Source organism: Streptomyces sp. NPDC086777 (assembly GCF_040702065.1).
Taxonomy (GTDB): Bacteria; Actinomycetota; Actinomycetes; order Streptomycetales; family Streptomycetaceae; genus Streptomyces.
On the sequence record NZ_JBFBJI010000020.1, the window covers coordinates 137,541 to 163,382 of the forward strand.

The window sequence follows — 25,842 nt, forward strand, 5'->3', positions numbered from 1 at the left end:
CGGAGGGAAGTTGGGCATGAGAGTCAGGGCTGGAAATGGCCGTCGGTTGTGACAGCTACTTCGAGGACGAGGGGTTCGACACGGTCTGGCAGGCTCTGACAGACCGCGTCGAGCGTGGCGCACAGATCGGCGTGATCGCTGATGCGGCGGGCCGCGCAGCCGAGTGACTCGGCGAGTCCGCTGACGCTGATCTCTCGGAAGGCGGGCCAAGGGGGCTTGCCGCCGTGTTGCGCGGCGAGTTCATCCATGATGGCGTAGCGACCGTTGGCGAGAACGACGAAAACGGCGCCGACGCCGTAGTGCGCGGCTGTCCACAGGGCCTGGATCTGGTAGAGCGAGGATCCGTCGCCCACTACTGCGACGACGGGCCGGCGCGGTAGTGCCATGCGCACCCCGATCGCGGCGGGGAGGGCGAAGCCAAGACCGCCCATGGCGGCGCTGAGGAAACCGAGCGGGGTTCGAGCAGGGACCAGGGCGTGCAGGTCCGGACGGGAGGAAGGTGTCTCCTCGACTACCACGGTGTCAGGCGGTAGCCGCTCTCCCAGCGCAGCCAAGACTTGTGTCGGCGTCAACGGACCGTCCCCAGGGGGCGGTGCGGCGCGGGTTGCGCGAATGGTCTCGGGTTGGGGCCTCTGAGTCCTGGCGGGGAGGCGGCGCGCCAGACGGTCACAGAAGTCGGAAAGAGGCGCGACGACAGCCAGTTCGGCCTGGGAGTGGCGAGCCTCTGCAGGATCGTCCGTGACGACTACGACCCGGGTATCCGTCAGGGGGCCCGGCGCGTAAGGATACTGCCTGAGGAACGGGGCGCCTATGCACAGCACGAGGTCGTGCTGGTCCAGCAGGGCGCGCAGCCGTGTCCGGGTCGCAGGCAGATGGCCGGCGAACGAAGGATGATCCTGGGGGAAGCCGGCACGGGCGCCGTAGGGTTCCTGCCACACCGGGCAGCCGAGGCGCTCGGCGAGTGAGATGAGAGCGGTCCATGTGTCTCGCTGGTCGGCACCTGACCCCACGACAAGGACGGGCGAGGCTGCCTCGGACACCAGCGCGGCGACGTCGGCAACATCCCGTGGGGCCGCTGCGGTGGAGTGTCGTACGGAGGTGGGCGCCGGCATCGGCAGGTTCTCGGCGGCCTGTTCCCAGTCGTCCATCGGGACGATGACCAGAGCCGGCCCCCGGCTCTCGACGGCGGCATGCACCGCCCGGGCGATGGTGCTGGGAACGTCTGCGGCCCGGACCGGTGACTCCACCTGCACGGGGATGTCACCGGCGAGTCCCTCCAGCCGTCCGGCCAGAAACGGCTGAAAAGCCAGGTGTCGGCGGTCCTGTTGGCCGACAAGAACCACGAGGGGGGCCCGATTGACACGCGCGGTGGCCAGCGCCCCCACCGCGTTGCCGAGTCCGGCGGTGGTGTGCACCACGACCAGGGCCGGCGTGGCTCGGGCCAGCGCCCACCCGGTGGCGGCGCCCACCACAGCGCCTTCGTGGAGGCCCAGCACGAAAGCGAAATCCTCGGGTAGGTCGGTCAGAAACGAGACCTCGGTCGAGCCAGGATTGGAGAAGACGGTAGTCAGGCCATGCAGTCGGAGAATGTCGAGCGCGGCGTCGCGAACGGAGCGGGCTCCGGCGGGAGGAGTCGTCATGACAGGGTGCTTCGGGGCATGGTGGTCTGTCCTCCTATGGTGACGTTGGACCGCAGCCACGCAGTGAGCGCTTCGGTCAGAGTGCTGTCCTGCGCATGGGGCCGGCTGCCGATCTCGCGGATCTCGGCAATTCGTTCCGGCACCTGACGGTGGTGGTCGTGCACGGCTGCGGAAGCGCGCCGCGAGTCTCGGGCGGCGACCGCGGCCACGATTCGCATCCGTTCCGTGTTCAGTGGCCCTGCGATGCGCCCTAAGCCGCCGGCCTCTCCACCGGACAGCCTTACGGCCAGTCCGATCTGCATCTCCGTGATGAACCGGCACAACGATGCGAGCAGCGGGTTGTGTGAGATCTCAGACAGCACTGCGAAGAAGTCCCGCACTGCGGCAGCGGAACTCTCAACACTGTTGGCCCGTGGGACAGCACCGGCTGCTTCCCTGAGGCGGGCGATCTCGTCGCTGTCGGCGTGTTCGGCGGCCAGTTCGGCGGCATACCCGTTGAGGGTGCCGAGCAGGCCGAGCACTTCGCGGGCCCTGACCCTTTCGAACTGTACGACCGAGGCGATGGACATGGCGAGCAGGGTGTCGCCCTGTGCGGTGACGGTCGACCGGTTGCCGTTGCGGGCGTTGACGAGACCCATGGCAGTCAGAACGCGGACAGCTTCCCGGACGGTCGGACCACTGACGTCGTAATTCGTCGCCAGTTCCCGTTCGGACGGCAGCCGTGAACCATCGGGCAGGGCACCGCCGAGGATCTGCGAGCGGAGGTCTTCGATGATCTGGTCGGCCGCCCGTTCCCGTCGGATCGCCGAGCTGCTCTTCTGAGACGCGGACATGCCACTCCTGGCCGGGTGCCGAGACGAGACGCGGGGGTCTGCTCCATGAATATAACCTACTTGGTAGGTACGGGAAGGCTGGGTGTGACCTTCAGGGCCGCGGTAGCCCTGCTGACTTCCCCACTTTCTGTGCGAATCTGTGATTCTCATAAAAACACGCTCGCAAGGTTGACCCGTAACCTACTAGAAAGGTTGAGTGGGTGGCGCGTCGAGAAGCCGACTGCGGAGGACTGTGATGAAGATCGCGCCGTTCGAAGAGAACGCGTACAAAATGGACCACCCCAGGGGGACGGTCTCGTTCAACTACCTGCTCATGGGCGATCGCGAGAAGCCGCTGGAGAACTACCGCTACATCCTGGGCCGCCAGGAGGCGGACTTTTCCATGCCGCGGCACTGCCACACCTTCGAGCAGATCCGGCTGCCCCTCGTGGGGGACATGAACATCGGAGAGCAAGGGATCCTGCGCGAAGGTGAGGTCGGCTACTTCCCGGAGGGCCAGACCTACGGTCCCCAGGACGACAAGCTCTCGGAGCCGAGGCAGCTGCAGTTGGTGCTCCAGTTCGGCGGTGCCTCCGCGCTCGGCATGGGCGCCGGCAGGGGCCGCGGCCCCGACAACAAGGAAGCCCAGGCCGAGCGCCGCGCGCGCCGGGAACAGCGGTTTCCCAAGCCCCGCTACAACGGGGTCGTCATCAGCAATCCCGACCACTTCAACTGGCTGCCGGTGGTCGGCTGGCCGGGGGTGAAGCGGCGACACATCGGCACCTACACCGAGCGGCAGTTCTGGATCGAGTTCGTCAAGATCGACGCAGGTGCGGAGTGGGTCTCGGAAAGCGACCACGCCAAGCGGTTGACGGTCGTGTTGTCCGGCGCCGGAACCGTAGAGGGCAGTGAAGTCGGCAAGCTCGCTGCGGTGGAAGCCGAGCCGGGCGAGAAGGTGCGCTATAGCGCGACCGACGAGTTGGTGTTGTTCACCGTCGGGCTGCCGCCGATCCAGCTCCCCGTGGAACCTGACGACGACAAGTTCGTCAGTGTCGTCACCGACGGCGGCATCCGCTTCGAGAACCCCAGGGACGCCGACAAAGGCTGAGCCCGCTGGACCGGTCCGCTTGCTCGGGACGGATTCGTCCTCCCGGGCTTCCGCGGCCCCACCTCACTCTCCCGCACGGAAAGTTCCTTACGCACCGTGAAAATCGCTTCTCGGCGGACTCCCATCGGTGACCGGCTCTGTTTCGCCGACGTGGTCCCCCAACACCTCCTCGACGTGCAAGCCGCCCATGTGCGGCGGCAGGAGTACGGCGGGGTCCGACGGCTGGATGCTTTGGAGCATTCCGCACGCGTCATTGTCCAAGACCTTCCCGGCCTGCTCCGCAGTGACCCGGAGCTCGAATCCACCCGGCGTCTGTTCGAGTGGTCCGTCGAGCACGCTGACACCGGCGTACTTGACGAGGACTGTCTGTGGCCCGACCGTCCCGGACTGTTGGGGCCACCGATCGGAAGTCCGCGCACCATCTGGTGCATGCTCGCGAACTACCCACGTCGGAGGTCTGCGCCCGACGAGGTGGCACTCCGACCGCCCGCTCTACAGGGATGTCTCAAGGCCCCGGGTTCCCTGGCCGGTCCGCATGACGAGCTGCAGCATCCCTCGATCAGCGACAGGGTCGATCCGGAGATGGAGCTCGCTGTCGTCATCGGGCGCCACGCCCGCCGTCTCGTCCCGGAGAACGCCATGCGAGCCCTGGCCGGCTACATCGGCTTTTGTGACGTCGGATCCCGGGACGTCTCCGAGCGGGACAACAACCGAATGGACCGCGGCAAGGGGTTCGACACCTACGGCATCTGCGGACCCTGGTTTGTAACGGCAGACGAGATAACCGATCCCCACAGCCTGCGTATTCGCCAGTGGGTCAACGGCGTGGTGCGCCAGGACGGCAGCACCGCCGAGATGGTGCACTCGATTCCCGAGCAACTGGCCTGGCTCACTGCCGCGCTCACCCTCGCTCCCGGCGATGTGCTGTCCACGGGCACTCCAGCCGGTCATGGAGCCGTGCGGTCTGGCGACGTAGTCCGAGGCGAGGTCGAAGGGCTCGGAGTCGTCGAGAACAAGGTCGTCCTTGACGACTGACCGACCGGAGGTCACCCCAGTGCGCCACCCCAGACTGCAGATCATCATCGGCAGCACCCGGCCCGGACGGCGCGGGCCCGCCGTCGCCGACTGGTTCCTCGCCCGAGCGCGGGAACACGCCGGCTTCGACTGCGAACTCGTCGACCTCGCCGAGGTCGCACTGCCGCTCCTCGACGAACCGCGACCGCCGCAGCACGGCAGGTACGAGCACGACCACACGCGCCGTTGGAGCCAGATCGTCAGCGCGGCCGATGCCTATGTGTTCGTGGTGCCGGAGTACAACCACAGCTTCAACGCGGCCACCAAGAACGCCCTCGACTACCTCGCCGGGGAATGGGCCGGGAAACCTGTCGGCTTCGTGGGGTACGGCGGGCTCGCCGCTGGCGCCAGGGCCGTACAAGGGTTGCTGCCGGTTGTCACTGCGCTTGGGATGCTGCCGGTCGCCGGATCCGTGCACATTCCTCATGTACGACGTTCGTTCACGACCTCAGGAAGGTTCGAGGCGGCTGCAGGACTTGAGCAGAGCGCCGTCGGCGTACTGGACGTCCTCTTGCAGATCACCGAAGCGACCGCGGCCGCCCGGACACCCATCACCATATGAGGGCGTTCCAGGTCACAGAGCCCGACGAGGTGACGCCCGATGGCGGGTGCGTCGTCAGCCAGAAGGCGGCCGTCTGTGTCGTCTACGTGGCCGGGTTGTTCCTGAGCACTCTCGACATGACGATCGTCAACGTCGCACTGCCTACCATCGGCCGTGCCTTCGGCGTCCCGGCCACAGCCGTGGACACCGCGTCCATCTCCTATCTGGTCGGTCTCGCGGTCTTCGTGACGGCCTCGGGCTGGCTCGGAGACCGGTTCGGCGGGAGGCGCACCCTGCTCACCGCCGTCGGCGTGTTCACTGCTGGCTCCGCGCTGTGCGGCATGGCGACCAGTCTGGTTCAGCTCGACCTGTTTCGCGTGCTCCAGGGCTCGGGGGGCGGGATGCTCGCCTCCGTCGGCATGGCGATGCTGCTGCGGACTTTCGCCCCGCACGAGAGGGTGCGGGCTTCGGGAATCCTCAGCATCGCCAACGGCCTGGCTCCCACTCTGGGGCCGGTGCTCGGCGGTGTACTGGTCAGCCAGGTCTCGTGGCGGGCCGTCTTCTTCGTCAATGTGCCGGTAGGAGTCTTCGCCGTCGTCTTCGGGATGCTGTTCCTGCATGATCAGCCCCCACGGCCCACCGAAAGGTTCGATCTGGCCGGATTCCTGCTGGCAGCTTCGGGCTTCGGACTGGTGATGTACGGGGTTTCCGAGGGACCGCAACAGGGTTGGATATCCACGCCGGTAGTCATCGCGCTGGCCGGCGGAGCAGCGCTGGTGGTCGTACTGGTCGCGGTCGAGCGCCGTGTTCGCGCGCCGATGATCGACATCCGGCTCCTCCGGGACCGGCTGTTCTCCTTCGGTACGGCGGTGATGACCCTGGAGTCGGTGACCTTCCTGGGCGCCCTGTTCACTCTGACGCTCTACCTCCAGGACGAACGGGGCATGAGTCCCGTGGAAGCCGGTCTCACCACTTTCCCCGAGGCCCTCGGAGTGGTCACCGGTTCGCAGCTCGCCAGCCGTCTGCTCTATCGCAAGCTCCGCCCGCGCCGGCACCTTATGGTCGGCGCGGGCGGGACCAGCCTGGCCATCGCGGCAATGGCGCTGCTGCTGTCGCCGCACACCAGCCTTTGGCTCATGATCCCCGTGCTGTACGGCATGGGACTCGCCGTCGGGCAGGTCTTTGTGGGCACGCAGTCCGCTTCCTTCGCCACCGTGTCCAGCATTTCCGCGGGCCGGGCTTCGACCCTCTTCAACGTGGGTCGCCGGCTCGGAGGAGCCGCCGGGGTGGCGACAGCCACTTCCGTCCTGGTGGCGGCGGGAGCCGCCCACACGGACGGTACTTCCGCATACCGCGCCGCCTTTCTCACCCTGGCCGCGGTGAACCTGCTCGGTCTCTGCGTGGCGACCCGGGTCAGTGACCACGAGGCGGCGAGCACGATCCCCCCGGCACAAAAGAACACCAACCCCGGAGAAGAGGAACTGCAGCCATGAGTGGACTGACACTCGTACAGGCGTCCGAGATCGTCGACGCCGCTCTGAGCCATGCCCACGAACTCGGGCTCCGCCCGCTGACCGTCACCGTCCTGGACCCCGGAGGCCATCCGCTGGTCGTCAAGCGCGAGGAGAAGGCCGGCATCTTGCGCCCTCAGATCGCCCATGCCAAGGCGTGGGGCTCCCTCGGCACTGGTCAGGGCGGTGCCGCCGGGGCCCGGCACGCCACCCGCGATCCCGCGTTCTTCGCCGCGCTCGCAGCGATCTCCGAAGGCCGGATCGCCTCGTCCAAAGGAGGGGTGCTGATTCGCGACGAGTCGGGCGACCTGATCGGTGCGGTCGGCGTCAGCGGTGACCGGCCCGACAACGACGAGGCTGTCGCCGTGTTCGGAGTCCAGAAGGTCGGACTCGTCGCCGACGTCGGCTGAGACTGCCGCCCCGCGAGGCCAGAACCACCTCACGGCGGCTCCTGCCCTCGGTCGAAAAGGATGCGGCTCCACAGAATGAGCCCCCGTTCCCCAGGGCCCCGGGCAGGACGCCCCGGCCCCGGACGGTACCGCTCCACCTGTACGAACGCCGATGGGAAACAGAGGTACGCCATGGCAACGACGCCGGAAGACCTCAGCGCAACACCCGACACAAGCGATGGCGGAGCACAGGACTCCACCCACTCCGCGGCCTCTTCTCCGACAGGCCGACAGCGCTCCCGGGCCTCCGCCGTGTGCGTCGCCGCGGCCTTCCTGACCCTGCTCGACGTGAGCATAGTGACCGTGGCGTTGCCCTCCATGGAGCATCAACTGGCCATGTCCTCTGCGGAGGCGACCTGGGCGGTGGCCGGCTACACCCTGACCTTCGGGCTCGCGCTGATACCGGGTGGACGGCTCGGCGACGAGTTCGGGCGCCGACGGGTCCTCCTCGTCGGAATGACGCTCTTCACCATCACTGGCGTGCTGTGTGGGCTCGCCTCCAGCGCCGCCTGGCTCGTGGCCGCACGGCTGGCCCGAGGCGTGGCCGCCGGTCTGATAGCGCCCCAGGTGGTGGGTCTGATCCATCAGATGTACCGGCCGGGCGAACGAGGCCGCGCATTTGGTTACTACGGCGCGGCCGTGAGCCTTTCCACCGCCATCGGTCCCCTGTGGGGCGGAGTCATCCTGCAAGGTTTCGGAACGGCTGAGGGCTGGCGCTGGATCTTCTTCCTTTTCATTCCCTTCGACCTCGCCGTACTGCCGCTGGCATTTCGTCTGTTGCCCGAGAGCCGGCGCGCCACGCGGCCCAGTGGCCTTGACCTTGTGGGCGCCTTCACTCTGGGCGTCGCTGTCGCCGCGCTTATGCTGCCACTGCTCCAGACCGGTCCGTGGGGGACCCGTCGCTGGTGGCTGACCTGGATCGGTTTCGCCCTGCTGGCCGTGTTCGTCCTGTGGGAACGTACGGTGATCCGCGGGGGGCGTCGCCCCCTCGTGGACGTGGGTCTGTTCAAGGAACGCGCCTACTGGGTCGGTGTCCTCGTCGCCGGCGCTCTGTACGGCGGTTTCACCGGCATCTTCATCGTGCTGGCTCAGTTCCTGCAGCAGGGCGTGGGCTACTCGCCGTTGGAGGCATCCCTGTGCACCGTGCTGTTCACCGTAGGCTCCGCCGTCTGCGGAGTGGTCAGCGGTCGTCTCGTCCACCGGGCGGGCCGGCTGCTGGTGATCGTGGGTACCGCCCTCACCGCGATCGGACTGGCCCTCACCGCTCAACTAGTGGGGGGAGTCCAACCAGGTGACAACATCATGGTCCTTGTCGGCTTTCCGCTGCTCGTGGCAGGGTGCGGCGCCGGGCTGGTCATCGCCGCGAATCAGACTCTCGCCCTGGACTCCGTCCCCCGCCGGGAGGGCAGCACGGCCGCCGGCGTTTACCAGACCGGCATGAAGATCGGCACCTCACTGGGAACAGCACTCGCGAGTTCCTTCTACTTCAGCCAACTCGTCACCACCCACCGGAATTTCCCCGCAGCCGCACGTTCCGGCCTGCTGTGTGCTGCCGCACTCGCCGCGTTCGCCTTCTTGGTCGCCCTTCCGGGCCTGACGCTCAGCGTACGGAAGTCTCTCGCGCCCGGGAAGGTTGGCGTCGCCGAGGTGACTCGGGCGACCACGAGTGGCCAGGACGTATGAGAGGACAACGCATGACGACCGCACGAGGAACGACCGTCGACATCGGCACACCGGGCGGTGTCGCCGACGCCTACCTCGTCCAGCCGGCTCATGGTCTGCCGCGACCGGCAGTCCTGATCTTTTCCGATGCCTTCGGACCGCGAGCTCATGTGCGGGCCATGGCCGACCGTCTCGCTGAGGCGGCCGACCGCACGGTTCTGGTGCCCAACTTCCTTTACCGGCACGGACGGGCGCCGGTGGTGGCGCTGCCCGATGTCATCGACCATCGGACTCGCGGCGAGGTCTGGAGAGTCCTCAGACCCCTTCTTCGCTCCCTAACGACACCGGCGGCGCTCCGGGACGCGGGTGCGTATCTCGACTGGTTGGCGGATTGCCCTCAGGCGGCTGCCGGACAGACGGCACTGGTCGGCTACTGCGTGGGGGCCCGCCTGGCGCTGCTCACGGCAGGCTCCGGTACGGACCGGATCGCGGCGGCTGCCGGGTTTCATGGGGGAAGGCTGGCCACCGAAGACGCGGACAGCCCGCACCTGGTGGCCTCCCGGATCACCGCGCCGGTCTACCTCGGTCACGCCGACGACGATCCCGCGCTGCCGCCGGATCAGATCCGCCGCTTGGACGAAGCGCTGACGGCCGGGGGAGTACGGCATCTAAGCGAGGTCTACCAAGGAGCTCGACACGGCTTCACCCAGGCCGACACCGACGCCTACGACAGGGAGGCGGACGAACGGCACTGGGAAGCCCTGCTGAATCTGCTAAGGCATTCGCAGATCTCAGGCTGACAACGCAAGTTTCAGGCATACGAGTTGAGCTACCGAACCTTCGCCGCCTCCTCGTAGGGGCCGCCCCCTCGTGGTCGTTGAAATCGTAGACCTCGATGGCCCTGTCCTTGTGCGCCCAGGCGTTGTACGCGGCGAACACGGTCGACGGCGGGCACGTCTGGTCTTCCAGCGCGGTGGAGAACAAGGCCGGGGCGCGTCCTCTGGCCGCGAAGTGCCCTCCGTCGAACTAGGACAGTGTGTGCAGCACCTCGGCTGACTGTCCGCGGTGAGTTTGTAACCGGCCCATCTTCCGGTACGGGTGGCGGTCCGTCAGCCCGACCGCACGCGGGAAGTCGCACAGGAACGGGACGTCCGGCGCGACGGCGACCAGGTCGGACACCAGCCCTCCAACGGCCAGGGCCAGCCCGCCGCCTCGGCTGTGGCCTGTCGCGACGGTCCGCGTGGCGTCTGCCAGTGGGTGACTGCGGGCCGCTTCCACGGCACGGACCGAGCCGGTAATCACCCGGCGGTAGTACTAATCCTCCGGTGCGTCGATGCCTCGCGTCATGAACCCCGGGTACGCCGACGCGGATCCGACCGGGTCCGCCGGGGCGCCTCCGCCGCCGAAGGCGCTGCCCTGGCCACGGGTGTCCACGACGAAGTGTGCCCGCCCGGTCGAAGCCCACAGCAGATGTTCGTGGGACAGGCCGCGCCCGTTGCCGTAGCAGACGAACTCCACGACAAGGGGGAGGTGCCTGGAAGTATCAGCAGGCAGCCGCAGCCAGCCTTTCATCGGACCGAAGCCGGCGAACGTCACGTCGTACACCTTGACCGCGGACAGGCCGGTGTCCACCGCTTCAAAACGTACGTCAAGTTCATGGGTGCGGGCTTCTCGAGAGTCTTCTGCCAGAAGGCGTCGAAATAATCGGGTTCGGTGGATGTACTGCGGTAGCAGCGGAGTTCCCGAAGAGGAAGGTCGAACTGAGACATCGACAACTGCCTTCACATCAACATGTAGAAGTTGGACGACAGGTGGGTCTCGTCGGCGTCGAGCGTGAGGAAGCACTGGTTCGTCGGTATCTGTGACTTGTCGGTGGCGGCGGGTGCGATGGCTGTGGCCTCGTCGAACATGGCGATGAAGGCGGACTGGGTCCCGCAGCGCGCCGCGGCAACAGCTTGATTCCACATGAACTGACCGGCCTTGCGGGGAATTTCGTTCTTCGGCGAGCCGGCATGCCGGTTGGACCATGCGAGGCCGGGTTGGAGGACGGGCTGGTAGTCCTGGCCACCTGTCTTGAGTTTCGCCATGTCGTCGTTGAACAACTGCTGGTCGACGTTGGGGTTGCCGACGTTCCACGGCGACACCATGTTCAGCGCGGCATACACCGGGCCGTAGCCGGGCTTGGCGTTGGCGTCGGTGCGCCAGCCGCGCGGCACGCCGCCGATGACATAGCAGCCTTGTTCCTTGAACCAGTTGAACAGCTCCACGGCACTGTCCACGATGCCAGGCCGGTTGGTGAAACCGAGGCCCCGCAGGTGGACCACGAGCTTGCCGTTCTCCCGCGCGTAGTACGGCGAGGAGTTCAGGTCCGGGGTGTCCGTGATGGTGCCCGTCCAGTCGTTCTGGACGGTGGCTACCATTTTGGTGTCATTGAGGCCGCTGAGGCCGTACTCGATGTAGAAGTCGCGGTCGTACTTCTCGGCTGCGTTGCGGTCCTTGGACTGGATGCCGTTGTGCTGCTGCAGGCGCGGCTGGCCGATGTTGACGATGCCGCTGCCGAAGCGCTGGAGCGCTGCGCCATCGATGCCGTACTTCTTCATCCACTTGAAGTGCTGGTCGATCACGGTGGTCGAGTACGAGCTGAACAGCCTGGCGGCCTCGCCGATGCCGAGGTTCGTGTAGCCGGTCTGGTACAGCCCGGCGTCGGGGTAGACCGAAGGTGTCGAAGGCCGCTCGGGCGGCCTCGTCCGAGACCTCCTCGACCGCACCTAGGAATCCGCGTCTGGCGTTGTTGACCACCACGTCGATACGGCCGAAACGGGCGACGGCTTCCTCGACCACGGTGGTGGCCCGGGCGCGGTCGGTGACGTCCAGGGAGGCCGCCCACAGGGAGGGGCCGGCGTCCGGGAAACGCGCCTCAGCGGCGGCGTCGCACGCTGTCGCGGCGACCTGGTGTCATGCGGCCAGAGCGGCGGCGACGATCTCCGCGCCGAGGCCGCGAGAGGCTCCTGTGACCAGCCAAACGCTCACGGAACTCCCTTCTGTTCACGTGTGTGTCCGGGCCGGTTGACTCGGGGGTTTGGCCAACCGGCCCGGTATCCGGCACCCGGTTCATCCCGGGATCGCGCAGCGGCTCCGCGCGGACCGGTCGGGTGCCGGAGGCTACGTGGCCGCGCGGTGGGCGTGCCGCGATTCGGGGCCGACGGAAACGCCGCTTGCGGCGTCTTCCTGCGAGAGGGACCGCAGGGATTCCCCACTGGCGCGCGCGATCGCGAGCAGACCGATACCGACCATCCACAGATTGAAGGGGTAGCCCGCCAAGCGTTCCAGACCGCCTACGCCGAGCCCCGGGATCGGGCTGTGCCCAGCGCGCTGGGACATGGTGAAGAGGGTGCCACCGGCGAGGCCGACGACGCTGGTGGGGATGCCGAGCCACTGCACCACGGGGTGACTGCGGCGCACCGAGAGGCTCAGCAGCAGGACCGCGACGCTGCCGATCACGAGGTTGGTGGCGCCAAGGGTGTGCAGCGCGAGGTTCTTGTTCTCGGGGGCAAGGCCCACCACGATCTTCAGGAGACCGGCGAGTAGGAGCAGGACTTCACCGACCCGGGCAAGCTTGGTGTGCGGCCACAGGCGCCACAGCAGCAGTGCGCCGACAATGAGTAGAACACCGGACAGCATGAATGACGCGTTCATCACGCCATGCTTGGGTGAGCAGACTCGGGAGACATGCTCGGAGAGCGAGAAGTCACCGCAGGCGGTGTTTCCCAAGTCACTGATGTAATTGCGATTCCAGCTGTACGAGGGGTTCTTCCAGGCAGCCGAAACCAGGATCTGCGCCGCGAAATACTGGAGGGTCGTGACAATGAAGACGAGCCCTCCCAAGATCCAGGCATGATGCTTATGGCTGACTGTGCTCATAACATTTCCTTCCGCTGTCCAGTCGGCTCCAACGTACGTCCGGCACAGAGCTCCGACCACTCGAGAATGCACGAAGGGACGTAACGATCTGGCCTGCTGGTCACGGTTGTTTCACGCCATACGACTGAGGAGCGTGTGGGGGCGAGCGGGAGAAAAGCCGCCCCCGACACGGGGAATTGTCGGGGGCGGCGGGTCAGCTGTGCCGAGGCCCGTGAGGCCGGCTTCCTACTCCCAGCCGACCACCTTGAATTGCTTGTTCACGAAGACGTGGTGCGGCCAGTTGATGCTGATGTTGTGCACCTCGTACTCGCCGTCGTCGAGCCTGACGACGCGGTCCGCGATACCGCCGGGCACGACGGCCTGCGCGGCCTGGGTGGCCTTGTCGGCGGTCGAGCCACTGACGACGGTGCCTTCGCCCTCTGTGTAGTCAGGAATCGTGCCCACCGACTTCGCGGGGGACGGTGTTCCCTGCTGGAAAGCGATCACGCCGGCCCCCTCGGCGGCGGTTGCTCCACCGTCCCCGTGCGGCTGGACGATGACCTTGGACGCCGTGATGTCGGCGCTGTCGACCAGTCCCAGGACGAGGACGCTGCTGCCCTCCTTCACCTCCTTGGCCGATGCGCGGTGGCTGCTCTTCGTGAATGTCGTGGAGGCGGTATCGCTGACCGTGACTGTCACGCCGGTGGCTGTCTTCAAAGTGAAGCCAGAGGCCGACTTGGACTGGACGATGCCCGTCGCGCCGCCGTCGGCCGGTCCGCTCCGCTGGCCGCCGTCCGTGGGAAGGGCCGACGGGGTCACGGACGGATCCGCTGACGGGGTGGAAGCCAGTGAAGTACCCACCGTGGCGAAGCCGGCCAAGGCGCAGGTAAGTACCGCACCGGCGATCAGGAAGGCCTTCCTGTTCTTCAGCTGCAGTCCGCCCTTTCGATGTGTGCGGTTGGCGGTGGTGCTTGGGTCGCCGTCGCCCGACGGGCCTGCAGGGTCAATTGCATTCATGAGGTGGCTCCTCGGTCGGTTTGATACCAGCGGAATCATTCCTGTCGAGAATGTGAGAGGAATTGAAATTACTTAAGAGTTCCCTATGTTTAGGAAACATTCGATGTGAGGTAACTCAAATGGCCGATCGGCGGTGACGAGACCGCTTTGATCGGCTGTTTGCGCTCTGATTGGAGAATTACTCGGGCGTTGAGCGGACAAGGCTGTATGGGAAAAGACCGCTCCGATCGAGACATCCTCGCGGATGGGGGATGCCTTACAGAAGGCTGCCCCGAGTGTTCGATGCCTGGCCGCCCAGGGTGACATTTGTCCTGAGCCACGAGGTCAGTGCCTCGGTGAGTCCGGTCTCTGAAACGGCACTGTCGCCAGCGGCCTTGCGGGCCTCGGTGATCTGCTCGACGGCCAGTCGGTGGTAGTCACGAACCACGGCGGCCGCGTGTCGGGGGTCGCGGGAGGCGACGGCGGCGACGATCCGCATGCGCTCGGTGTGTAGCGAGCCCACGACCTGTACAAAGTCGCGGTTGTCGCTGCCCGCAAACTTCACTGCGAGCTCGATCTGCATCTCGGTGATGAAACGGCACAGTGCGGCAAGCAGGGAGTTGTGCGAGATAGCGGAGAGTGTGTCGAAGAACTCGCGCAGGGCTGTGGCGGTAGGCGCCACGCCCTCGCTGGCAGGGATCGCCTGTGACGCCTCCCGTAGTCGGGTGACCTCCTCGTCGCTCGCTTGAGTGGCGGCGAGTTCGGCTGCGTAAGCGTTGAGGACGCCGAGCAGCCCGAAAACTTCCCTTCCACTGACCTTCTCGACCTGGACCAGCGAGGCGATCGACACCGCGAGCAGGGTGTCGCCCTGGGCGGTCACAACCGCCCGGCTGCCGTTACGTGTGTTGACCAAGCCCATCGCGGTGAGGACCCGGATCGCCTCACGGACAGTGGGACCGCTGACGTCGTAGTAGGCGGCGAGTTCGCGCTCGGACGGCAGCCGTGAGCCGTCGGGCAGGGTGCCGTCGAGAATCTGTCTGCGCAGGTCCTCGACGATCTGGTCGGCTACTCGCCCGCGGAAGATCCGTGTGGCTGTCTCAGGCATGGACATATCACTCCCCGACGTTCTCCGTTTGCGAAAGTACCTACTTGGTAGGTATGCGGACGACTATAGCACCCCATGCCTGCGGTCCTTCGGTCGTGGGATGCACAACAGCCTGTCCACCGAAGCGCATTTAGGCAGGGATGTGCCTGTAGTGCACATCGCGTACCGTGGGTCTGGGATGAGTGCCGAGAGTCGGTGGTTCAGTACCTACCTGAAACCCGTGCGCAGCAATGAGCCTGTGCTTCAGTGTCACGGCGCCCCTCCCCGGTCACCGGGGCCACGGTCGCGTTCGACCTGTCCGCCTTCCATCGACGCCGGCGCCGAGCGCGGCCGGCAAGTGGCGGGCGCTGCTTTCTCATGTTTGGCGGCTGTCGTACATGTCGGCTGCGTCCTGGACATGGCCTGCCGCGGCTTCTGCCGCCCGGGCTGGGTCCCCTGCGGAAATAGCCGCGACGATCTCCGCATGCGAGCGCCGAGGCATCACCGTCCGTGCGGAGATGTTGCCGTGGCTGACAACCGCGAACCGCACCCAGATGCGGTCGAGCGCTTCAACGAGCAGCGGGTTGCCCGAGAAACGGGCGAGCAGCATGTGGAAGTCGAGGTTGGCTCGCCACGCAGCGCGAAGGTCCTGACATGCTGCCACCTCTTCGACCCGCGCGGAGGCGGCCCGGAGCTCTCGTAGATGAGCGGGGGACAGCAGGCCATCGCGCTGCGCAGTGGCTGCAAGACGGGCGGCCAACGCCTCGAGCGTCTCCTGTAGTTGCATGGCATGGCGCATATCGTCGTCCGACAACGAGGACACGACCACGCCCCGGCCGGTGGGCGTGAGAATGCCTTCGCTCTGCAGCCGTCGGATGGCCTCGCGGACAGGAGTACGGCTCATGCCCAATTCCTCACAGAGCGCGAGCTCAATGATCTTTTCGCCGGCGGGGTACCGACCTTCCAGAAGGTGTTCGCGCAGGCGGTAGTACGCAATCTCGGCCTGGTTGTGAACTCCTGGAGCAGGCTCCAGTGGGGTAGGGACGGGTCCCGAAGTCGACATCCCTAATGTATACATTGTATGAGATGGGTGGGGCAATGATCCACCCTTGTCTCGGCCGGTGCCGGCTTCTGAGGGGTGCAGCAGGGCCGGGCCGGTCGGCGCCTCCCAGCAGCCGACGCACGGTACGTCAGCTCGTGTGGAACAACCGCTCGGCGAAGTCACCAGGAGCTGCGCACAGTCCGACCCCGAGGGGGAGAGGCACGTCGAGGACCGTTCGATCGGCGATGCCGCTCAGTACAAGGAGCTCGCGGTGACGCTGACAGGCGTCGGTGAGAGCGGCCACCGCGTCCGTGAACCATGGGCACCCGCTTTGCTGCGCGACCGCCATCGCTGCCGTGCGGAGCGACCCCGGGCACTTGCATCGATGGGCGAACTTCGGAGCAACTGCTGGGCTGGTCGCTTCAGCTGCCGTTCCCTCCGGCGCCCTGCGGCGAATGGATATGGCGACCTGTGCCGACGGTGCCGGGGGGTGTGTCACCCGAGCCAGTGCAACAGGCCGCCAGGCGGTAGGGGAGCGGTTGGTCTTCGCGTCATCACCGTGAGGAACGGAGCGGTGCGACGCCCGAGAGGAGGACGAAGCGAGCGCGGCTGCCGACGCACTGCCGTGATGCTGTTGCTGGCGGCCCTCATTCCACGCGATGAACGTGGTACTCCACGCCTGTCCGTGTCACACGGCCCTGTGCCACGAATGCCTTCTGGTTGACCCAGGAGTATCGCTCGTCCCCGGTCTCGAGGCACAGGGCTGCCCGATAGTACTGATCTTCGAAGGCGGTTTCGCGATTCCGGTCCCTCATGGCCGTGCGGACGGCATCGTTCAACTCCATGACCCCGTTGTAGGTGACGTAGACGTCGGCCCCGTCGTCCGTCCGTAGCTGAGCCCGGACATCAAGGCGAGCCCAACCGTCAGGCCCGACCAGCAGCCAGTCGCCGCCGTGACCGACGAACCGCCCGCTGAAACGCGTGCCTTGGGCTCGCCCCGCAGTGATGGGAACGATGATCCGGGTACCGAACGGTGCACCTGACAGGACCGAACTCGCACCAAGTTCCACGCACATGGCAAATTCAAAGACAAGGTTCATGACCTTCCTTTGCGGAACCCGCGGTCGGTGGAGGCGGCTCCAGGGCCGGACAACGCTTGCTACGCCTCCGAGGGGGAGTGGTTGGCCCCAGGTCGAGCAGTACTCCCAGTGGGATCTGGGTCCCACCCGCCGGGGGTGCTGCCGCCGTGCCATCGTGGAACCGAGAGCAGGAACCCGTCCCCGGTTTCGCTGAGATCTGCTCTGCTGCCTTCGAACGTGAACTTTTGCAGCTCAACGCACAGACTCGCTCCTCCTGCGGCTACGCCAAGGACGAGAAGCCCCGCGTCGACAGGGCGCCACCGGGCATGGTGATCACTGAGGAGATCGGTCCGGGTGCCATAAATAGAACGCTGTTCTGGTAAGGCGTCCAAACTGTGGCACACCCCGGTTCCGATCGTCAACGCGTTTCGGGTCCGATCCGGCGCCGAGGCCCGGAGATGTGGCGTGCTGTCCATGGGCTCCCGGGCAGGCTGGGTTGTTCTCGTGCGATCAGAAGGCTCTCGCCGACGTTCCCGGGCGCTTGTTCGCCTGCTCTTGGCCGTACGGGGCGCCGTCTGTGAATGGTGCGGTGGTTATGCTTTGCGGCATGAGCGGCTCGCAGGCGGCGCACGGACCCGGGCTGTCGCTGCCTGCGTCTGCACTTCCCAATCCACCGCAGGCTCGCGGTCGGCGTAGCCGTGACCGGGTGATCGCAGCAGCCTGGAAGCTGCTGGACGAACACGGTGCGCACAGCGGTGAGGTCACTGTCCGGGCCATCGCGGCAGCCGCGAACGTCTCCACCGGCTCGATCTACCACCATTTTGCGGATCTCGACCAGATCATTGCGGCGGTCGCCGAGCGGTATGTCGCGGAGATGAGTGCCACGGTCACCGCGGCACGGGATGTTGCCAGCCGTCAGAGCTGGGAAGAGATGGTGGATGCGGCTCTCACCGGTTACGTGGACTTCTTCCGCCGGCATGCCGGGCTTCGCGACCTGTGGTTCGACGAGTACGGGTCTCCCGGAGTCGTGGAGCTGCATCGTGCGCATCGTGAGCGGATTGCCCAAGAGCTGCGAGGCAACTTCACCGACCTCACCAGCGTAGATTTGGGCCCGGTGGTTCACCGGGTTGCGATCGCGATCGCTGGATCTCTCTTCGAGCTGGCATTCCGTGCCGATCCCGCTGGCGACGCGGAAGTCATCGCTGAACTGCACAGGACTCTGCGCGGCTTCTATCGCGACCGTCTCGAAGCCTGCACCCAGTAGTAGGGCGCCGCTGTCCGTGCGCGGCGCGAAACCGGCTCGTGGCGCACTCCGGCTGTGTTGTCGGACTGATCACAGCTGTGAACTTCCAGCCGTGGTGGCCTGCTTGTTGACCCAACCCTCAGCCGCGTGTCAACCTGACCCAGCAGCGAAACATAACGTCGTTCTGTTTCTGTCCTTCGAGACGCGAGCGCTGTCTTGTGCGGAGATTCCATGGCACACCTCAAGGTTGAGGTTGATCCGGCGGAAGCCGGGTTTGACGCTGCACGGCTGGAACGTATCGACCGTGCGTTCGGTAGGCATGTCGATGAGGGCCGACTGCCCGGGTGGCTCGTGGTCGTCGCGCGGCAAGGGGAGATCTTGCATCTCTCTTCCGGTGGTCGACGTGATGTGGCGAACGACCTTCCCGTTGAATTCGACACGCGATGGCGCTTGTTCTCCATGACCAAGCCGATCACGTCTGTTGCAGCGATGACGCTCTACGAAAGGGGTGTTTTCGACCTGACGGACCCCATATCGCGCTGGCTGCCGGAGTTCTCGAACCCCAGGGTGTACACGCATGGTTCCGCGCTTGCACCGGTTACGACGCCCGCCACAGAGCCAATCAGGATCTGGCACCTGCTCAGCCACACCGCAGGACTGACGTACGGATTTGGTCAGGCTCACCCGGTCGACGCGTTGTACAGGGAGTCCGGTTTCCCAGGAACGTCCCACCCTCAGTGGGACCTCGCCGAAAGCGTGGCCCGGCTCGCCCGGCTTCCGTTGCTGCATCAGCCGGGCCAAGCATGGAACTACTCGATGGCGACCGACGTCCTTGGCCGGTTGATCGAGGTGGCGTCAGGGACGTCGCTGGATGAGTACGTCACCGAGCAGGTCCTGCACCCTTTGGGCATGTGCGACACGACTTTCGGTGTGTCCGGCCAGGATGAAGAGAAGCTGGCCAGGCTGTACGCGCTCACTTCGAAGGGACCGGTGCCAGCCGACGAATCGTTCGACAGGCAGGGACGCGGTCATCCGGTGTTCGAGTCCGGAGGAGCCGGCTTGGTCTCCACCGCGGGGGACTACAACCGCTTCGCGCGGTTCCTCTGCCGTGGCGGCGAGCTGGAGGGCACGAGGCTGCTTGCTCCGCGCACGCTGAAGATGATGACATCCAATCATCTGCCGGACCGATCGGACATTGCCGCCTTCGGCAGCCCGCTGGCGCTCAGCTTCGAGGGTTACGGCTTTGGCCTCGGATTCGCCGTCCTGCAAGACCCTGTCGCGGCACACCTCACGTCGAGTGTCGGGGAGTTCGGGTGGGGCGGCGGAGCAGGAACGGACTTCTGGGTCGATCCGGTCGAGGAGCTGACTGTGCTCTTCTTCACGCACCAAGTACCCAGCATGGGGCATGGCCGAGAACTTCGTCGGCTCGTCTATCAAGCACTGGTCTGAATCCGCGCGCTGAGCCGGTCGGCTTGCGGGTATGTAAATTCTGTTCGAGGGACTGCGGTTGTGACGATCAAACTCGGCGTGGACACCCTGAGCTACTACTGCCGCATCGCGGAGGGTCATATAACCGTCGAGGATGTCCTCAGGGAGTGCGCCACGCTCGACGCGGACTTCGTACAGGTCACGGCTGGACACGTACGCGGATGGAGCGACGCGAGGCTGGAAAACCTTCGAGGCGAGGCGGACGAACTTGGCCTCGGGCTTACACTCGGCGGCGGTCCGATCGGGCAAGCAGGACGCGGAGACGTTCCCCAGCAGGGGGCGGACCGTATCGCAGTGATGACCCGGGCCGCGCGGCGACTTGGAAGTCCGTTTCTCGTCACCTTTGCGGGCTTCTACCGATCAGAGCTGTGGCGATTTCCGCAGCAACTCGAACGTGAACGTCGTTACCTCGTCGAGGTGTTGCGCCTCGCTGCCAGTGGGCCGGACGGCCCGGTGATCCTTCTGGAGAATCATTCGGACTTCACCTCGCGGGAGTATGAGGAAATTCTCGCCGAAGTGGCCTCGCCGCGTGTCGCCTTGTTCCTCGACCTTATCAACCCGGTGAGCACTCTCGACGATCCGCTGACTACAGCCCGGCGCCTGGCCCCGTATGCGGCGGCCGGCCACGTCAAGGACTTCCGGCTCGAATCCTGTCTCGTCGGATACGGCAGTAGGTTGCGCAGAGGCTTCGACGTGCGGTGGTGTTATCCCGGCGAGGGAGTGGCAGACCTTTCCGCGCTCCTGGACGTCGTCGTCACACAACCGCGCAGTGACGTGTACCACCTGTCCATCGAAGGCCTCGACAACCACGGGGATGTCGCAGATCAGAAGGACAGGCTCAGTCGGGCCCTGTCATTGCTCAGACAGCTTCTTGACACCGACTAGGCGCCGTACCACGGGGCTCTAACAGCCGATGTCGGCTGTCCGCTGACGAACAGGCGAGAGACAGCATGTACGCCATGTCCAGGCAACGGGCTGTCGGGCCAATCATGTTGACTGCTGCCGTGGCACCCACCGCACAGCTCAAAGGAATGAATCGTGACCAACTTCCCAGATCGGCGCCTGACTTTCCTGCTGGTGCATGGCGCCTGGCACCAGTCCTCGTGCTGGGCGCCGCTTCAGGCCGCACTCGCCGAGAACGGGTGGCGCAGCGGCACGGTGGACCTGCCGAGCTCGGGGGACCAGAGCACCCCGAATGCCGGCATGTACGACGACGCAGTCGCCATCGAAGAGGCCCTGCAACGCGTCGCGGATGTTGCATTGTTGGCATGGGTGCTGCCCGCCGACACTATGTGCGTCGTGTAACCCGGCTTGCCCCGGTCCATGGGTCGCGGACCTGTGTTCGCCCCTTGCCGACCCTGACCGGGGCGGCCGTGGCGCCCGCGTTGAGGTCCGCCAGACGCCCGACATGCTGACGATCGCGTCGTGATAGGGCTTGATGTGTGGTGGTCACCAACGCCTCCGAGACAGCACACATTAGGGCAGGGGTACTTCCGCCCACCGCATGACCCCGCCGTCGTCAAAGGTCATGACACCCGAACGACTGGCAAGCGCTTCAACGATCATGTTGCCTCGGCCGCACTCACCAGGGGACCGATTATCCAAGTGCCGTGACGTAGCCAAAGGGCCTCCGTCTGAGACTTCGATTCGGATCGACTCACCGGCTGGCACCCCGATCCGCACGACTGTCGGGGCTTGGGCATGAATCAGCGAATTGGTGACTAGCTCGGAGATGATCAAAACGACGCTGTCTACGGTGTCTGCATTCACCGTCCGTGACTGGAGGGCCGCTCTGGCTGTCTGACGCAGTGCGGCAAGTGACTTCGGGCTGTGTGGTACCAGCCACTGGAGCTCGCCGGTGAGTGGAAGGGCATTGGAGCTGCATGCATGTGCAAGGGTTGTGGTCATAGTGTGCCTGCTCAGCAGCCTCGGGTTTGTGTACGGTCTGGCGGTGCGCGTGCGACCGCGTCGGAGTATGTGCAGGTCTCCGCCGTTTCGCGATTTCACAAGGGTCCGCATCGGAGTCCTAGGTCAATTCGGCGTCGACCATGGTATCCATGGCCATTCGGGCGGAGCGTCTGGAATTTAAATCTGTCATTCAGGCCAGCTAGGGAGGCGACGAGCGTTAAAGATCGTCACGGCAGCACTTCTCTCCTGGATCGGCGAGAGTGCGGATAGATCTGTCTGGTCGAGCTATTCCACCCGAAGAACTCCTGGATGGATCCATACCCAAGCTGGCATGTCGCCACTGTGGCGTCAAGTCCTACTTTAGGGGCATCTATGGATCCATTAAGATTGGATCGTCTGCTTGGCTGATGCGCGGATCGCGGCTTCGTGCCGGGTCCTCACCGTGCGTGATAACAACGGCTCGGACAGGGAGGCGGATCAGCTTCAAGGCCGTGCCAGGCGGTAGTCGAATGCTCGGCTGGACGCCGGGACGTCGCCGTGGATCGCGTCGTATGAGCTGTGGGACCACCCCGAGCCGCTGTTGCCATGGCGTGAGCGGCACTTCCGGTATCCAGGACGTAAGGCCGGCCCTGCCCGGATGGAACGTGCTGCGCACCGGGATCCAGTGGGAGTACCTGCGGCAGAACCGACTTCGGCTCGGGTGTGACGTGCAGGCGCCGCCTGGGGGACCGGAACGAAGCTGGCGTCTGGCAACGACTGCACGAGGCTCGCCGAGCCGAAGGCAGGCTCACGTCTGGACTTGTCCCGCTGCGTGGTCGACTCCTCCCACGTCAGCTCGCTACATGGGGAGGAGCCAGGCAGACCCGTCGACGGTTGACCGCAGGCGGGCCGGCTCGAAGCACCACTTGGTCATCGATGAACATGGCAAGCCGCCGGCGCTCCTGCTGACCGGGGGCAACCGCATCGACGTCTTGCAACCGGTGCCCCACCTCGATGGGATCCAACGGGTCCGCGCCCAGGTCGGCCGTCCCCGCCGCAAGCCGGATGTGCTGTTCGCCGACCGTGGCCATGACCACGATGTCTGCCGTGACCAGGTCCGCGCTCGCGGCATCGTGTCCGCCATCGCCCGCCGCGGCACCCTGCACGGCACCGGACGGGGCACCTACCACTCGGTCGTGAGGAGTCTTGCATGGCTGCACGGCTTCCTCCGCCACGTATCCTGCACCGTCGAGGGTACGGCGGTCGTTGAAGCGGCATGGCTGGAGCTGGCAACAACCGACTGGGCCATCGAGCGCGACGACGATGCGGTCGAGACGTGGAAGAAGGACCTGGCCGGGGGAAAGAGCACCGCGGCGAAGCACGGTGCCTGGGCCGTCCTGGAGGACGAAACTGGGCAGTTGAAGGAGCCGGCGTCTCTGTTCACGTGGCTGGCCTCATTGACTCGGCCTTGGGAATCTGTGCTACGTGACCACTGGCCACGTCGACCGCGATGTGTCCGAGCAGACCACTCGTGGCGACCGGACAGTCGTATCCCCGCTGGCGGAGCACCCACCTTTGGGCGCGCTGATCCTGCTGTCTGATGCACGCCTCTCGCGGTTGCATCCGACGAGCGCCATCTATCATGTCGAGGCCACGCGTACCTTCCCGAGCCATCCGAGGTGCACCGATGCTGGAGCGGCAGCCCCTGCGCAGGGACGCGGAACGCAATCGCCACCGTGTCCTGGCGGCCGCCCGCGAGGTGTTCAGGGACCACGGCACAGCCGCGACACTGAACGACGTCGCACGGCATGCCCGGCTCGGGGTCGGCACCGTCTACCGCCGGTTCGCAAACAAGGAAGAGTTGATCGACGCTCTGTTCGACGACATGGTCGACAAGATCGAAGCATGTACACAGAGAGGGCTCGCGGCAGACGATGCGTGGGTGGGCCTTACGGAGTGCCTGATCGGCGTGTGTGAGGTGCAGGCGTTCGACCGTGGGCTGCGTGAGGTGATGCTCGGGACCGGCAAGGGCCCGGAGCGTCAGGCACAGGTCCATGAGCGCGTGGGCGATGCGGTGGCGGAACTGCTCAGGCGCGCTCAGGACGAAGGAACCCTGCGGCCGGACATCGTTTCGGGGGACATCCCCCTGATCCAGCTCATGGTGGCCGCCATCACCGACCACACGGGCCAACCGGAACAGTGGCGGCGCTATCTCGCCCTGGTCATCGAGGGCATGCGCGTGCATCCCGGCCCCATGGCACCTCTTCCGCCGTTCGTCGCTGCGGAGGAAGACGTGCAGAGGGCCATCCTTGCGAGCAGCATGGCCCATGACACGCGCAGCTCGGGCTGAGGCCCAACGCTGCCGGGCTGCGACGGCCCCCGTAAACAATCTGCGAGGACCCCGGCTGTCGGTGCCGGGCCCGGATGCGGTCGTCAACGATGACGGATTTGCCGAATGGCCGGGCCTGTGGGTGCGACGTCCGACTGGATGAGCCACGGCGGCCGCTGTTGTGGCAACCTGGGAGAACTGATCAGTCGCCACGTTAGGAAGACCATGCAGCAGGGCCTCGATGGATCGTCTTCAGTCGTCAGCCAGAGAGTCGCCGAAACGCTGCGCAAGCAGATTCTTGCCGGAGAGCTGACTCCCGGTGCGAGGATCATGCAGGAGGAGGTTGCCTCTTCACTCGGCTCGAGTCGGCTACCGGTGCGTGAGGCTTTGCGCATGCTGGAGGCGGAAGGCCTGGTTGTCCTGAAGGCTAACAGTGGGGCCTGGGTTTCGAAAATGGACCTTGCTGAATGCCAGGCCACGTACAAGCTGCGAGAGCGCGTCGAGCCACTTGCTCTCGCCGAGTCCATGCCGAACCTCACCTCCGACGACTTCGCACGGCTCGACGACATTCAGCGGGAGATCGAGGCAAACGACGATGTCGACCGTTTCCTGAGTCTCGACAGGGAACTGCACTTGATCACGTACTCCGGTTGCCGCATCGAGCAGCTCGTCACCATGGTCAGGCGCTTCTGGAACACCACGCAGCATTATCGGCGTGCCTACGCTCGCCTCATCGACCCTTCGGGGCAGCAAATGATCAACTATGAGCACCGGCTGATCATAGAGGCGGTCAAGCGCGGTGACCCAACGGATGCCGAACGATTCCTGGCCGGGCACATCCGCCGGACCAGGCTCGCGCTGTCGCAGCATCCCGAGCTCTTTTCCGCGTGACGATGAGGGCTGGCCGGGGTTCGCTGTCTACTGTCCCGGCGCGGCTTGAGTCCGCCGCGGTGGCCTGCTTGCACACGTTTGGCCGGCCCCTGCGGAGTGCCCGAGACGAAGAAGTCGAGGAACTCGTCCCTGGCGTCGGTCCGGGGCGAGGTGACCAGCATGACCGAACGAAGTCGTGTGAGGTTTGGTGTGGCCTGATCGGAGTCGGTGGCCCGCTCCCGTCGACGTGTCGTAGGAATCTTTGTTCGTCGAAGATGCGAGCGATCACGCTCACTCGTGTGGAGTGGCGCAGGATCAGACGAGGCGCCAAGAGTTCGTAGTGGCCCAGGAATGGGGCACGACTTCAATGTATACGTTGCATGCGTATTGTGGGCCTGGCATGGAACGATCACTTCCGCACCGGGTATGCAGCCAGCAGGGCGTTACCGACGTCCCCTGTGTGTCAGGTGGTGAGGATGGCGCGGATCGTCCGGGTGAGATGCTCGACGAGCTGGCCGGGAGACAAGGCGACCAGTGGCCCGCGGCGGATGACGTAGCGGCTGAACGTCACGCCGATCAGTTGGGCGCCGAGGAGCTCGATGCGGATTTCCGGGTCCGTCGCGCTGACCACCTTGAGGTAGCCGGCCATGCTGCGTTCGTGCATCGCGGTATAGAGCTTGACCGCGGTGTCCTCATTGGAGGCGGCACTGCGGATGAGTGCCACGAAGGGATCGCCGGCGGCGCCTCGTTCCATGCGGGTGACGTAGCCCTGTGCGATGCGCTCGGGGAGTGTGGCCGGGTCGCCCACCACCAGTTGCTCCACGTCCCTTGCGCCCGGCACGGCTGCGACGAAGAGGTTCTCCTTGGAATGGAAGTGACGCATGACCAGTCCGTGTGTGACGCCGGCCTCACGGGCGATCTCCCGGATGGTCGCGCGCGTGTATCCGTGTTCGGCGAAGGTGGCCCGGGCGGCGTCCAAGATCGCGGCCCGATGTGCCTCCGGGTTTCGAACGCGCTTGCGCGTCGGCGTCACAGCAGGATTCTTCGCGTCTTTCATGGGCTCAGACTATGGTGATCCGTCGAAGCCTTCATGACCACCTGGTCACCATGTCCCTGAGGGGCAGGCG

General features: G+C 65.7%; 23 protein-coding genes and 3 pseudogenes. 14 read left to right on the forward strand and 12 right to left on the reverse strand.

The window, feature by feature from the left end; translation table 11 throughout:
* Positions 1-23: 23 nt before the first annotated feature.
* Both AB0472_RS26890 and AB0472_RS26895 read right to left on the reverse strand, forming a co-directional pair.
* On the reverse strand, positions 24-1,640 hold the full coding sequence (locus AB0472_RS26890; protein ID WP_366359790.1) for a thiamine pyrophosphate-dependent enzyme: 1,617 nt from the start codon (positions 1,638-1,640) through the stop codon (positions 24-26).
* On the reverse strand, positions 1,637-2,473 hold the full coding sequence (locus AB0472_RS26895; protein WP_366359792.1) for a GntR family transcriptional regulator: 837 nt from the start codon (positions 2,471-2,473) through the stop codon (positions 1,637-1,639). The genes AB0472_RS26890 and AB0472_RS26895 overlap by 4 nt, the downstream gene beginning before the upstream one ends.
* A 235-nt stretch (positions 2,474-2,708) precedes the next feature.
* On the opposite strand from AB0472_RS26895, the gene AB0472_RS26900 reads away from it, so the two are divergent.
* From AB0472_RS26900 to AB0472_RS26930, 7 genes are all read left to right on the forward strand, one after another.
* The gene (locus tag AB0472_RS26900) at positions 2,709-3,560 is read left to right on the forward strand and encodes a hypothetical protein (RefSeq protein ID WP_366359794.1); all 852 of its coding nucleotides are present in this window, start codon (positions 2,709-2,711) and stop codon (positions 3,558-3,560) included.
* A gap of 96 nt (positions 3,561-3,656) precedes the next feature.
* Positions 3,657-4,595 (forward strand): fumarylacetoacetate hydrolase family protein, encoded by a 939-nt coding sequence (locus AB0472_RS26905; RefSeq protein ID WP_366359796.1) that lies wholly within the window; start codon positions 3,657-3,659, stop codon positions 4,593-4,595.
* Positions 4,596-4,614: 19 nt separating this feature from the next.
* Positions 4,615-5,196, forward strand: a complete 582-nt coding sequence (locus AB0472_RS26910; RefSeq protein ID WP_366359798.1) for an NAD(P)H-dependent oxidoreductase — start codon at positions 4,615-4,617, stop codon at positions 5,194-5,196.
* Positions 5,193-6,668 carry a DHA2 family efflux MFS transporter permease subunit gene (locus AB0472_RS26915; protein ID WP_366359800.1) on the forward strand — a complete coding sequence of 492 codons (1,476 nt, stop codon included), beginning with the start codon at positions 5,193-5,195 and terminating at the stop codon, positions 6,666-6,668. The genes AB0472_RS26910 and AB0472_RS26915 overlap by 4 nt, the downstream gene beginning before the upstream one ends.
* Positions 6,665-7,096, forward strand: a complete 432-nt coding sequence (locus tag AB0472_RS26920; RefSeq protein WP_366359802.1) for a heme-binding protein — start codon at positions 6,665-6,667, stop codon at positions 7,094-7,096. The genes AB0472_RS26915 and AB0472_RS26920 overlap by 4 nt, the downstream gene beginning before the upstream one ends.
* A gap of 171 nt (positions 7,097-7,267) precedes the next feature.
* Positions 7,268-8,818: an MFS transporter gene (locus AB0472_RS26925; protein ID WP_366359804.1), complete on the forward strand. Its 1,551-nt coding sequence runs from the start codon at positions 7,268-7,270 to the stop codon at positions 8,816-8,818.
* 11 nt (positions 8,819-8,829) lie between these two features.
* Positions 8,830-9,597 carry a dienelactone hydrolase family protein gene (locus tag AB0472_RS26930; protein ID WP_366359806.1) on the forward strand — a complete coding sequence of 256 codons (768 nt, stop codon included), beginning with the start codon at positions 8,830-8,832 and terminating at the stop codon, positions 9,595-9,597.
* Here AB0472_RS26930 and AB0472_RS26935 read toward each other — a convergent pair.
* The 8 genes and pseudogenes from AB0472_RS26935 to AB0472_RS26970 all read right to left on the reverse strand — a co-directional run bounded on the left by AB0472_RS26935 (position 9,500) and on the right by AB0472_RS26970 (position 16,919).
* Positions 9,500-10,566, reverse strand: a pseudogene (locus AB0472_RS26935) (acetylxylan esterase). The gene AB0472_RS26930 and the pseudogene AB0472_RS26935 sit on opposite strands and share 98 nt — an antisense overlap.
* A gap of 12 nt (positions 10,567-10,578) precedes the next feature.
* Positions 10,579-11,421, reverse strand: coding sequence for a hypothetical protein (locus AB0472_RS26940; protein WP_366359807.1), 843 nt, complete (start codon positions 11,419-11,421; stop codon positions 10,579-10,581).
* A gap of 157 nt (positions 11,422-11,578) precedes the next feature.
* Positions 11,579-11,686: pseudogene (locus AB0472_RS26945) on the reverse strand (SDR family NAD(P)-dependent oxidoreductase); the annotation flags it as partial.
* 273 nt (positions 11,687-11,959) lie between these two features.
* Positions 11,960-12,718: a DUF998 domain-containing protein gene (locus AB0472_RS26950; protein WP_366359809.1), complete on the reverse strand. Its 759-nt coding sequence runs from the start codon at positions 12,716-12,718 to the stop codon at positions 11,960-11,962.
* 225 nt (positions 12,719-12,943) lie between these two features.
* Positions 12,944-13,714 carry a hypothetical protein gene (locus AB0472_RS26955; RefSeq protein WP_366359811.1) on the reverse strand — a complete coding sequence of 257 codons (771 nt, stop codon included), beginning with the start codon at positions 13,712-13,714 and terminating at the stop codon, positions 12,944-12,946.
* Between the two features lie 256 nt (positions 13,715-13,970).
* Positions 13,971-14,798, reverse strand: a complete 828-nt coding sequence (locus AB0472_RS26960) for a GntR family transcriptional regulator (RefSeq protein ID WP_366359813.1) — start codon at positions 14,796-14,798, stop codon at positions 13,971-13,973.
* Positions 14,799-15,153: 355 nt separating this feature from the next.
* Complete coding sequence (locus AB0472_RS26965) at positions 15,154-15,840, reverse strand: GntR family transcriptional regulator (protein WP_366359815.1); 687 nt, start codon at positions 15,838-15,840, stop codon at positions 15,154-15,156.
* Between the two features lie 626 nt (positions 15,841-16,466).
* A complete protein-coding gene (locus AB0472_RS26970; RefSeq protein WP_366359817.1) occupies positions 16,467-16,919 on the reverse strand; it encodes a DUF3237 domain-containing protein in 453 nt (150 codons plus the stop codon).
* 586 nt (positions 16,920-17,505) lie between these two features.
* Here AB0472_RS26970 and AB0472_RS26975 point away from each other — a divergent pair.
* The 4 genes from AB0472_RS26975 to AB0472_RS26990 all read left to right on the forward strand — a co-directional run bounded on the left by AB0472_RS26975 (position 17,506) and on the right by AB0472_RS26990 (position 20,934).
* Positions 17,506-18,162 (forward strand): TetR/AcrR family transcriptional regulator, encoded by a 657-nt coding sequence (locus AB0472_RS26975; RefSeq protein WP_366359819.1) that lies wholly within the window; start codon positions 17,506-17,508, stop codon positions 18,160-18,162.
* A 210-nt stretch (positions 18,163-18,372) separates the two neighbouring features.
* A complete protein-coding gene (locus AB0472_RS26980) occupies positions 18,373-19,590 on the forward strand; it encodes a serine hydrolase domain-containing protein (protein ID WP_366359821.1) in 1,218 nt (405 codons plus the stop codon).
* Between the two features lie 60 nt (positions 19,591-19,650).
* Complete coding sequence (locus AB0472_RS26985) at positions 19,651-20,514, forward strand: sugar phosphate isomerase/epimerase (protein ID WP_366359823.1); 864 nt, start codon at positions 19,651-19,653, stop codon at positions 20,512-20,514.
* Between the two features lie 153 nt (positions 20,515-20,667).
* The gene (locus AB0472_RS26990) at positions 20,668-20,934 is read left to right on the forward strand and encodes an alpha/beta fold hydrolase (protein WP_366359825.1); all 267 of its coding nucleotides are present in this window, start codon (positions 20,668-20,670) and stop codon (positions 20,932-20,934) included.
* A 171-nt stretch (positions 20,935-21,105) separates the two neighbouring features.
* Here AB0472_RS26990 and AB0472_RS26995 read toward each other — a convergent pair whose 3' ends face one another.
* A complete protein-coding gene (locus tag AB0472_RS26995; protein WP_366359827.1) occupies positions 21,106-21,648 on the reverse strand; it encodes an ATP-binding protein in 543 nt (180 codons plus the stop codon).
* Between the two features lie 406 nt (positions 21,649-22,054).
* Here AB0472_RS26995 and AB0472_RS27000 point away from each other — a divergent pair.
* The 3 genes and pseudogenes from AB0472_RS27000 to AB0472_RS27010 all read left to right on the forward strand — a co-directional run.
* Positions 22,055-22,742 (forward strand): annotated as a pseudogene (locus AB0472_RS27000) (transposase); the annotation flags it as partial.
* A gap of 461 nt (positions 22,743-23,203) precedes the next feature.
* Positions 23,204-23,866, forward strand: coding sequence for a helix-turn-helix domain-containing protein (locus tag AB0472_RS27005; RefSeq protein ID WP_366359829.1), 663 nt, complete (start codon positions 23,204-23,206; stop codon positions 23,864-23,866).
* A gap of 204 nt (positions 23,867-24,070) precedes the next feature.
* Positions 24,071-24,736 carry a GntR family transcriptional regulator gene (locus AB0472_RS27010; protein WP_366359831.1) on the forward strand — a complete coding sequence of 222 codons (666 nt, stop codon included), beginning with the start codon at positions 24,071-24,073 and terminating at the stop codon, positions 24,734-24,736.
* Between the two features lie 442 nt (positions 24,737-25,178).
* Here the strand turns inward: AB0472_RS27010 and AB0472_RS27015 are convergent, their stop codons facing one another.
* The gene (locus tag AB0472_RS27015; RefSeq protein WP_366359833.1) at positions 25,179-25,772 is read right to left on the reverse strand and encodes a TetR family transcriptional regulator; all 594 of its coding nucleotides are present in this window, start codon (positions 25,770-25,772) and stop codon (positions 25,179-25,181) included.
* Positions 25,773-25,842: the final 70 nt, after the last annotated feature.

Bases quoted from the DNA above. Each gene is read 5' to 3' on its own strand.
- AB0472_RS26975 (WP_366359819.1), top strand. From the start codon at position 17,506: ATGAGCGGCTCGCAGGCGGCGCACGGACCCGGGCTGTCGCTGCCTGCG.
- AB0472_RS26890 (WP_366359790.1), bottom strand. From the start codon at position 1,640: ATGACGACTCCTCCCGCCGGAGCCCGCTCCGTTCGCGACGCCGCGCTC.
- AB0472_RS27005 (WP_366359829.1), top strand. From the start codon at position 23,204: ATGCTGGAGCGGCAGCCCCTGCGCAGGGACGCGGAACGCAATCGCCAC.
- AB0472_RS26930 (WP_366359806.1), top strand. From the start codon at position 8,830: ATGACGACCGCACGAGGAACGACCGTCGACATCGGCACACCGGGCGGT.
- AB0472_RS26925 (WP_366359804.1), top strand. From the start codon at position 7,268: ATGGCAACGACGCCGGAAGACCTCAGCGCAACACCCGACACAAGCGAT.
- AB0472_RS26900 (WP_366359794.1), top strand. From the start codon at position 2,709: ATGAAGATCGCGCCGTTCGAAGAGAACGCGTACAAAATGGACCACCCC.
- AB0472_RS26970 (WP_366359817.1), bottom strand. From the start codon at position 16,919: ATGAACCTTGTCTTTGAATTTGCCATGTGCGTGGAACTTGGTGCGAGT.
- AB0472_RS26920 (WP_366359802.1), top strand. From the start codon at position 6,665: ATGAGTGGACTGACACTCGTACAGGCGTCCGAGATCGTCGACGCCGCT.
- AB0472_RS26950 (WP_366359809.1), bottom strand. From the start codon at position 12,718: ATGAGCACAGTCAGCCATAAGCATCATGCCTGGATCTTGGGAGGGCTC.
- AB0472_RS27010 (WP_366359831.1), top strand. From the start codon at position 24,071: ATGCAGCAGGGCCTCGATGGATCGTCTTCAGTCGTCAGCCAGAGAGTC.
- AB0472_RS26955 (WP_366359811.1), bottom strand. From the start codon at position 13,714: ATGAATGCAATTGACCCTGCAGGCCCGTCGGGCGACGGCGACCCAAGC.
- AB0472_RS26960 (WP_366359813.1), bottom strand. From the start codon at position 14,798: ATGCCTGAGACAGCCACACGGATCTTCCGCGGGCGAGTAGCCGACCAG.
- AB0472_RS26915 (WP_366359800.1), top strand. From the start codon at position 5,193: ATGAGGGCGTTCCAGGTCACAGAGCCCGACGAGGTGACGCCCGATGGC.
- AB0472_RS26980 (WP_366359821.1), top strand. From the start codon at position 18,373: ATGGCACACCTCAAGGTTGAGGTTGATCCGGCGGAAGCCGGGTTTGAC.
- AB0472_RS26995 (WP_366359827.1), bottom strand. From the start codon at position 21,648: ATGCGGACCCTTGTGAAATCGCGAAACGGCGGAGACCTGCACATACTC.
- AB0472_RS26895 (WP_366359792.1), bottom strand. From the start codon at position 2,473: ATGTCCGCGTCTCAGAAGAGCAGCTCGGCGATCCGACGGGAACGGGCG.
- AB0472_RS26965 (WP_366359815.1), bottom strand. From the start codon at position 15,840: ATGTCGACTTCGGGACCCGTCCCTACCCCACTGGAGCCTGCTCCAGGA.
- AB0472_RS27015 (WP_366359833.1), bottom strand. From the start codon at position 25,772: ATGAAAGACGCGAAGAATCCTGCTGTGACGCCGACGCGCAAGCGCGTT.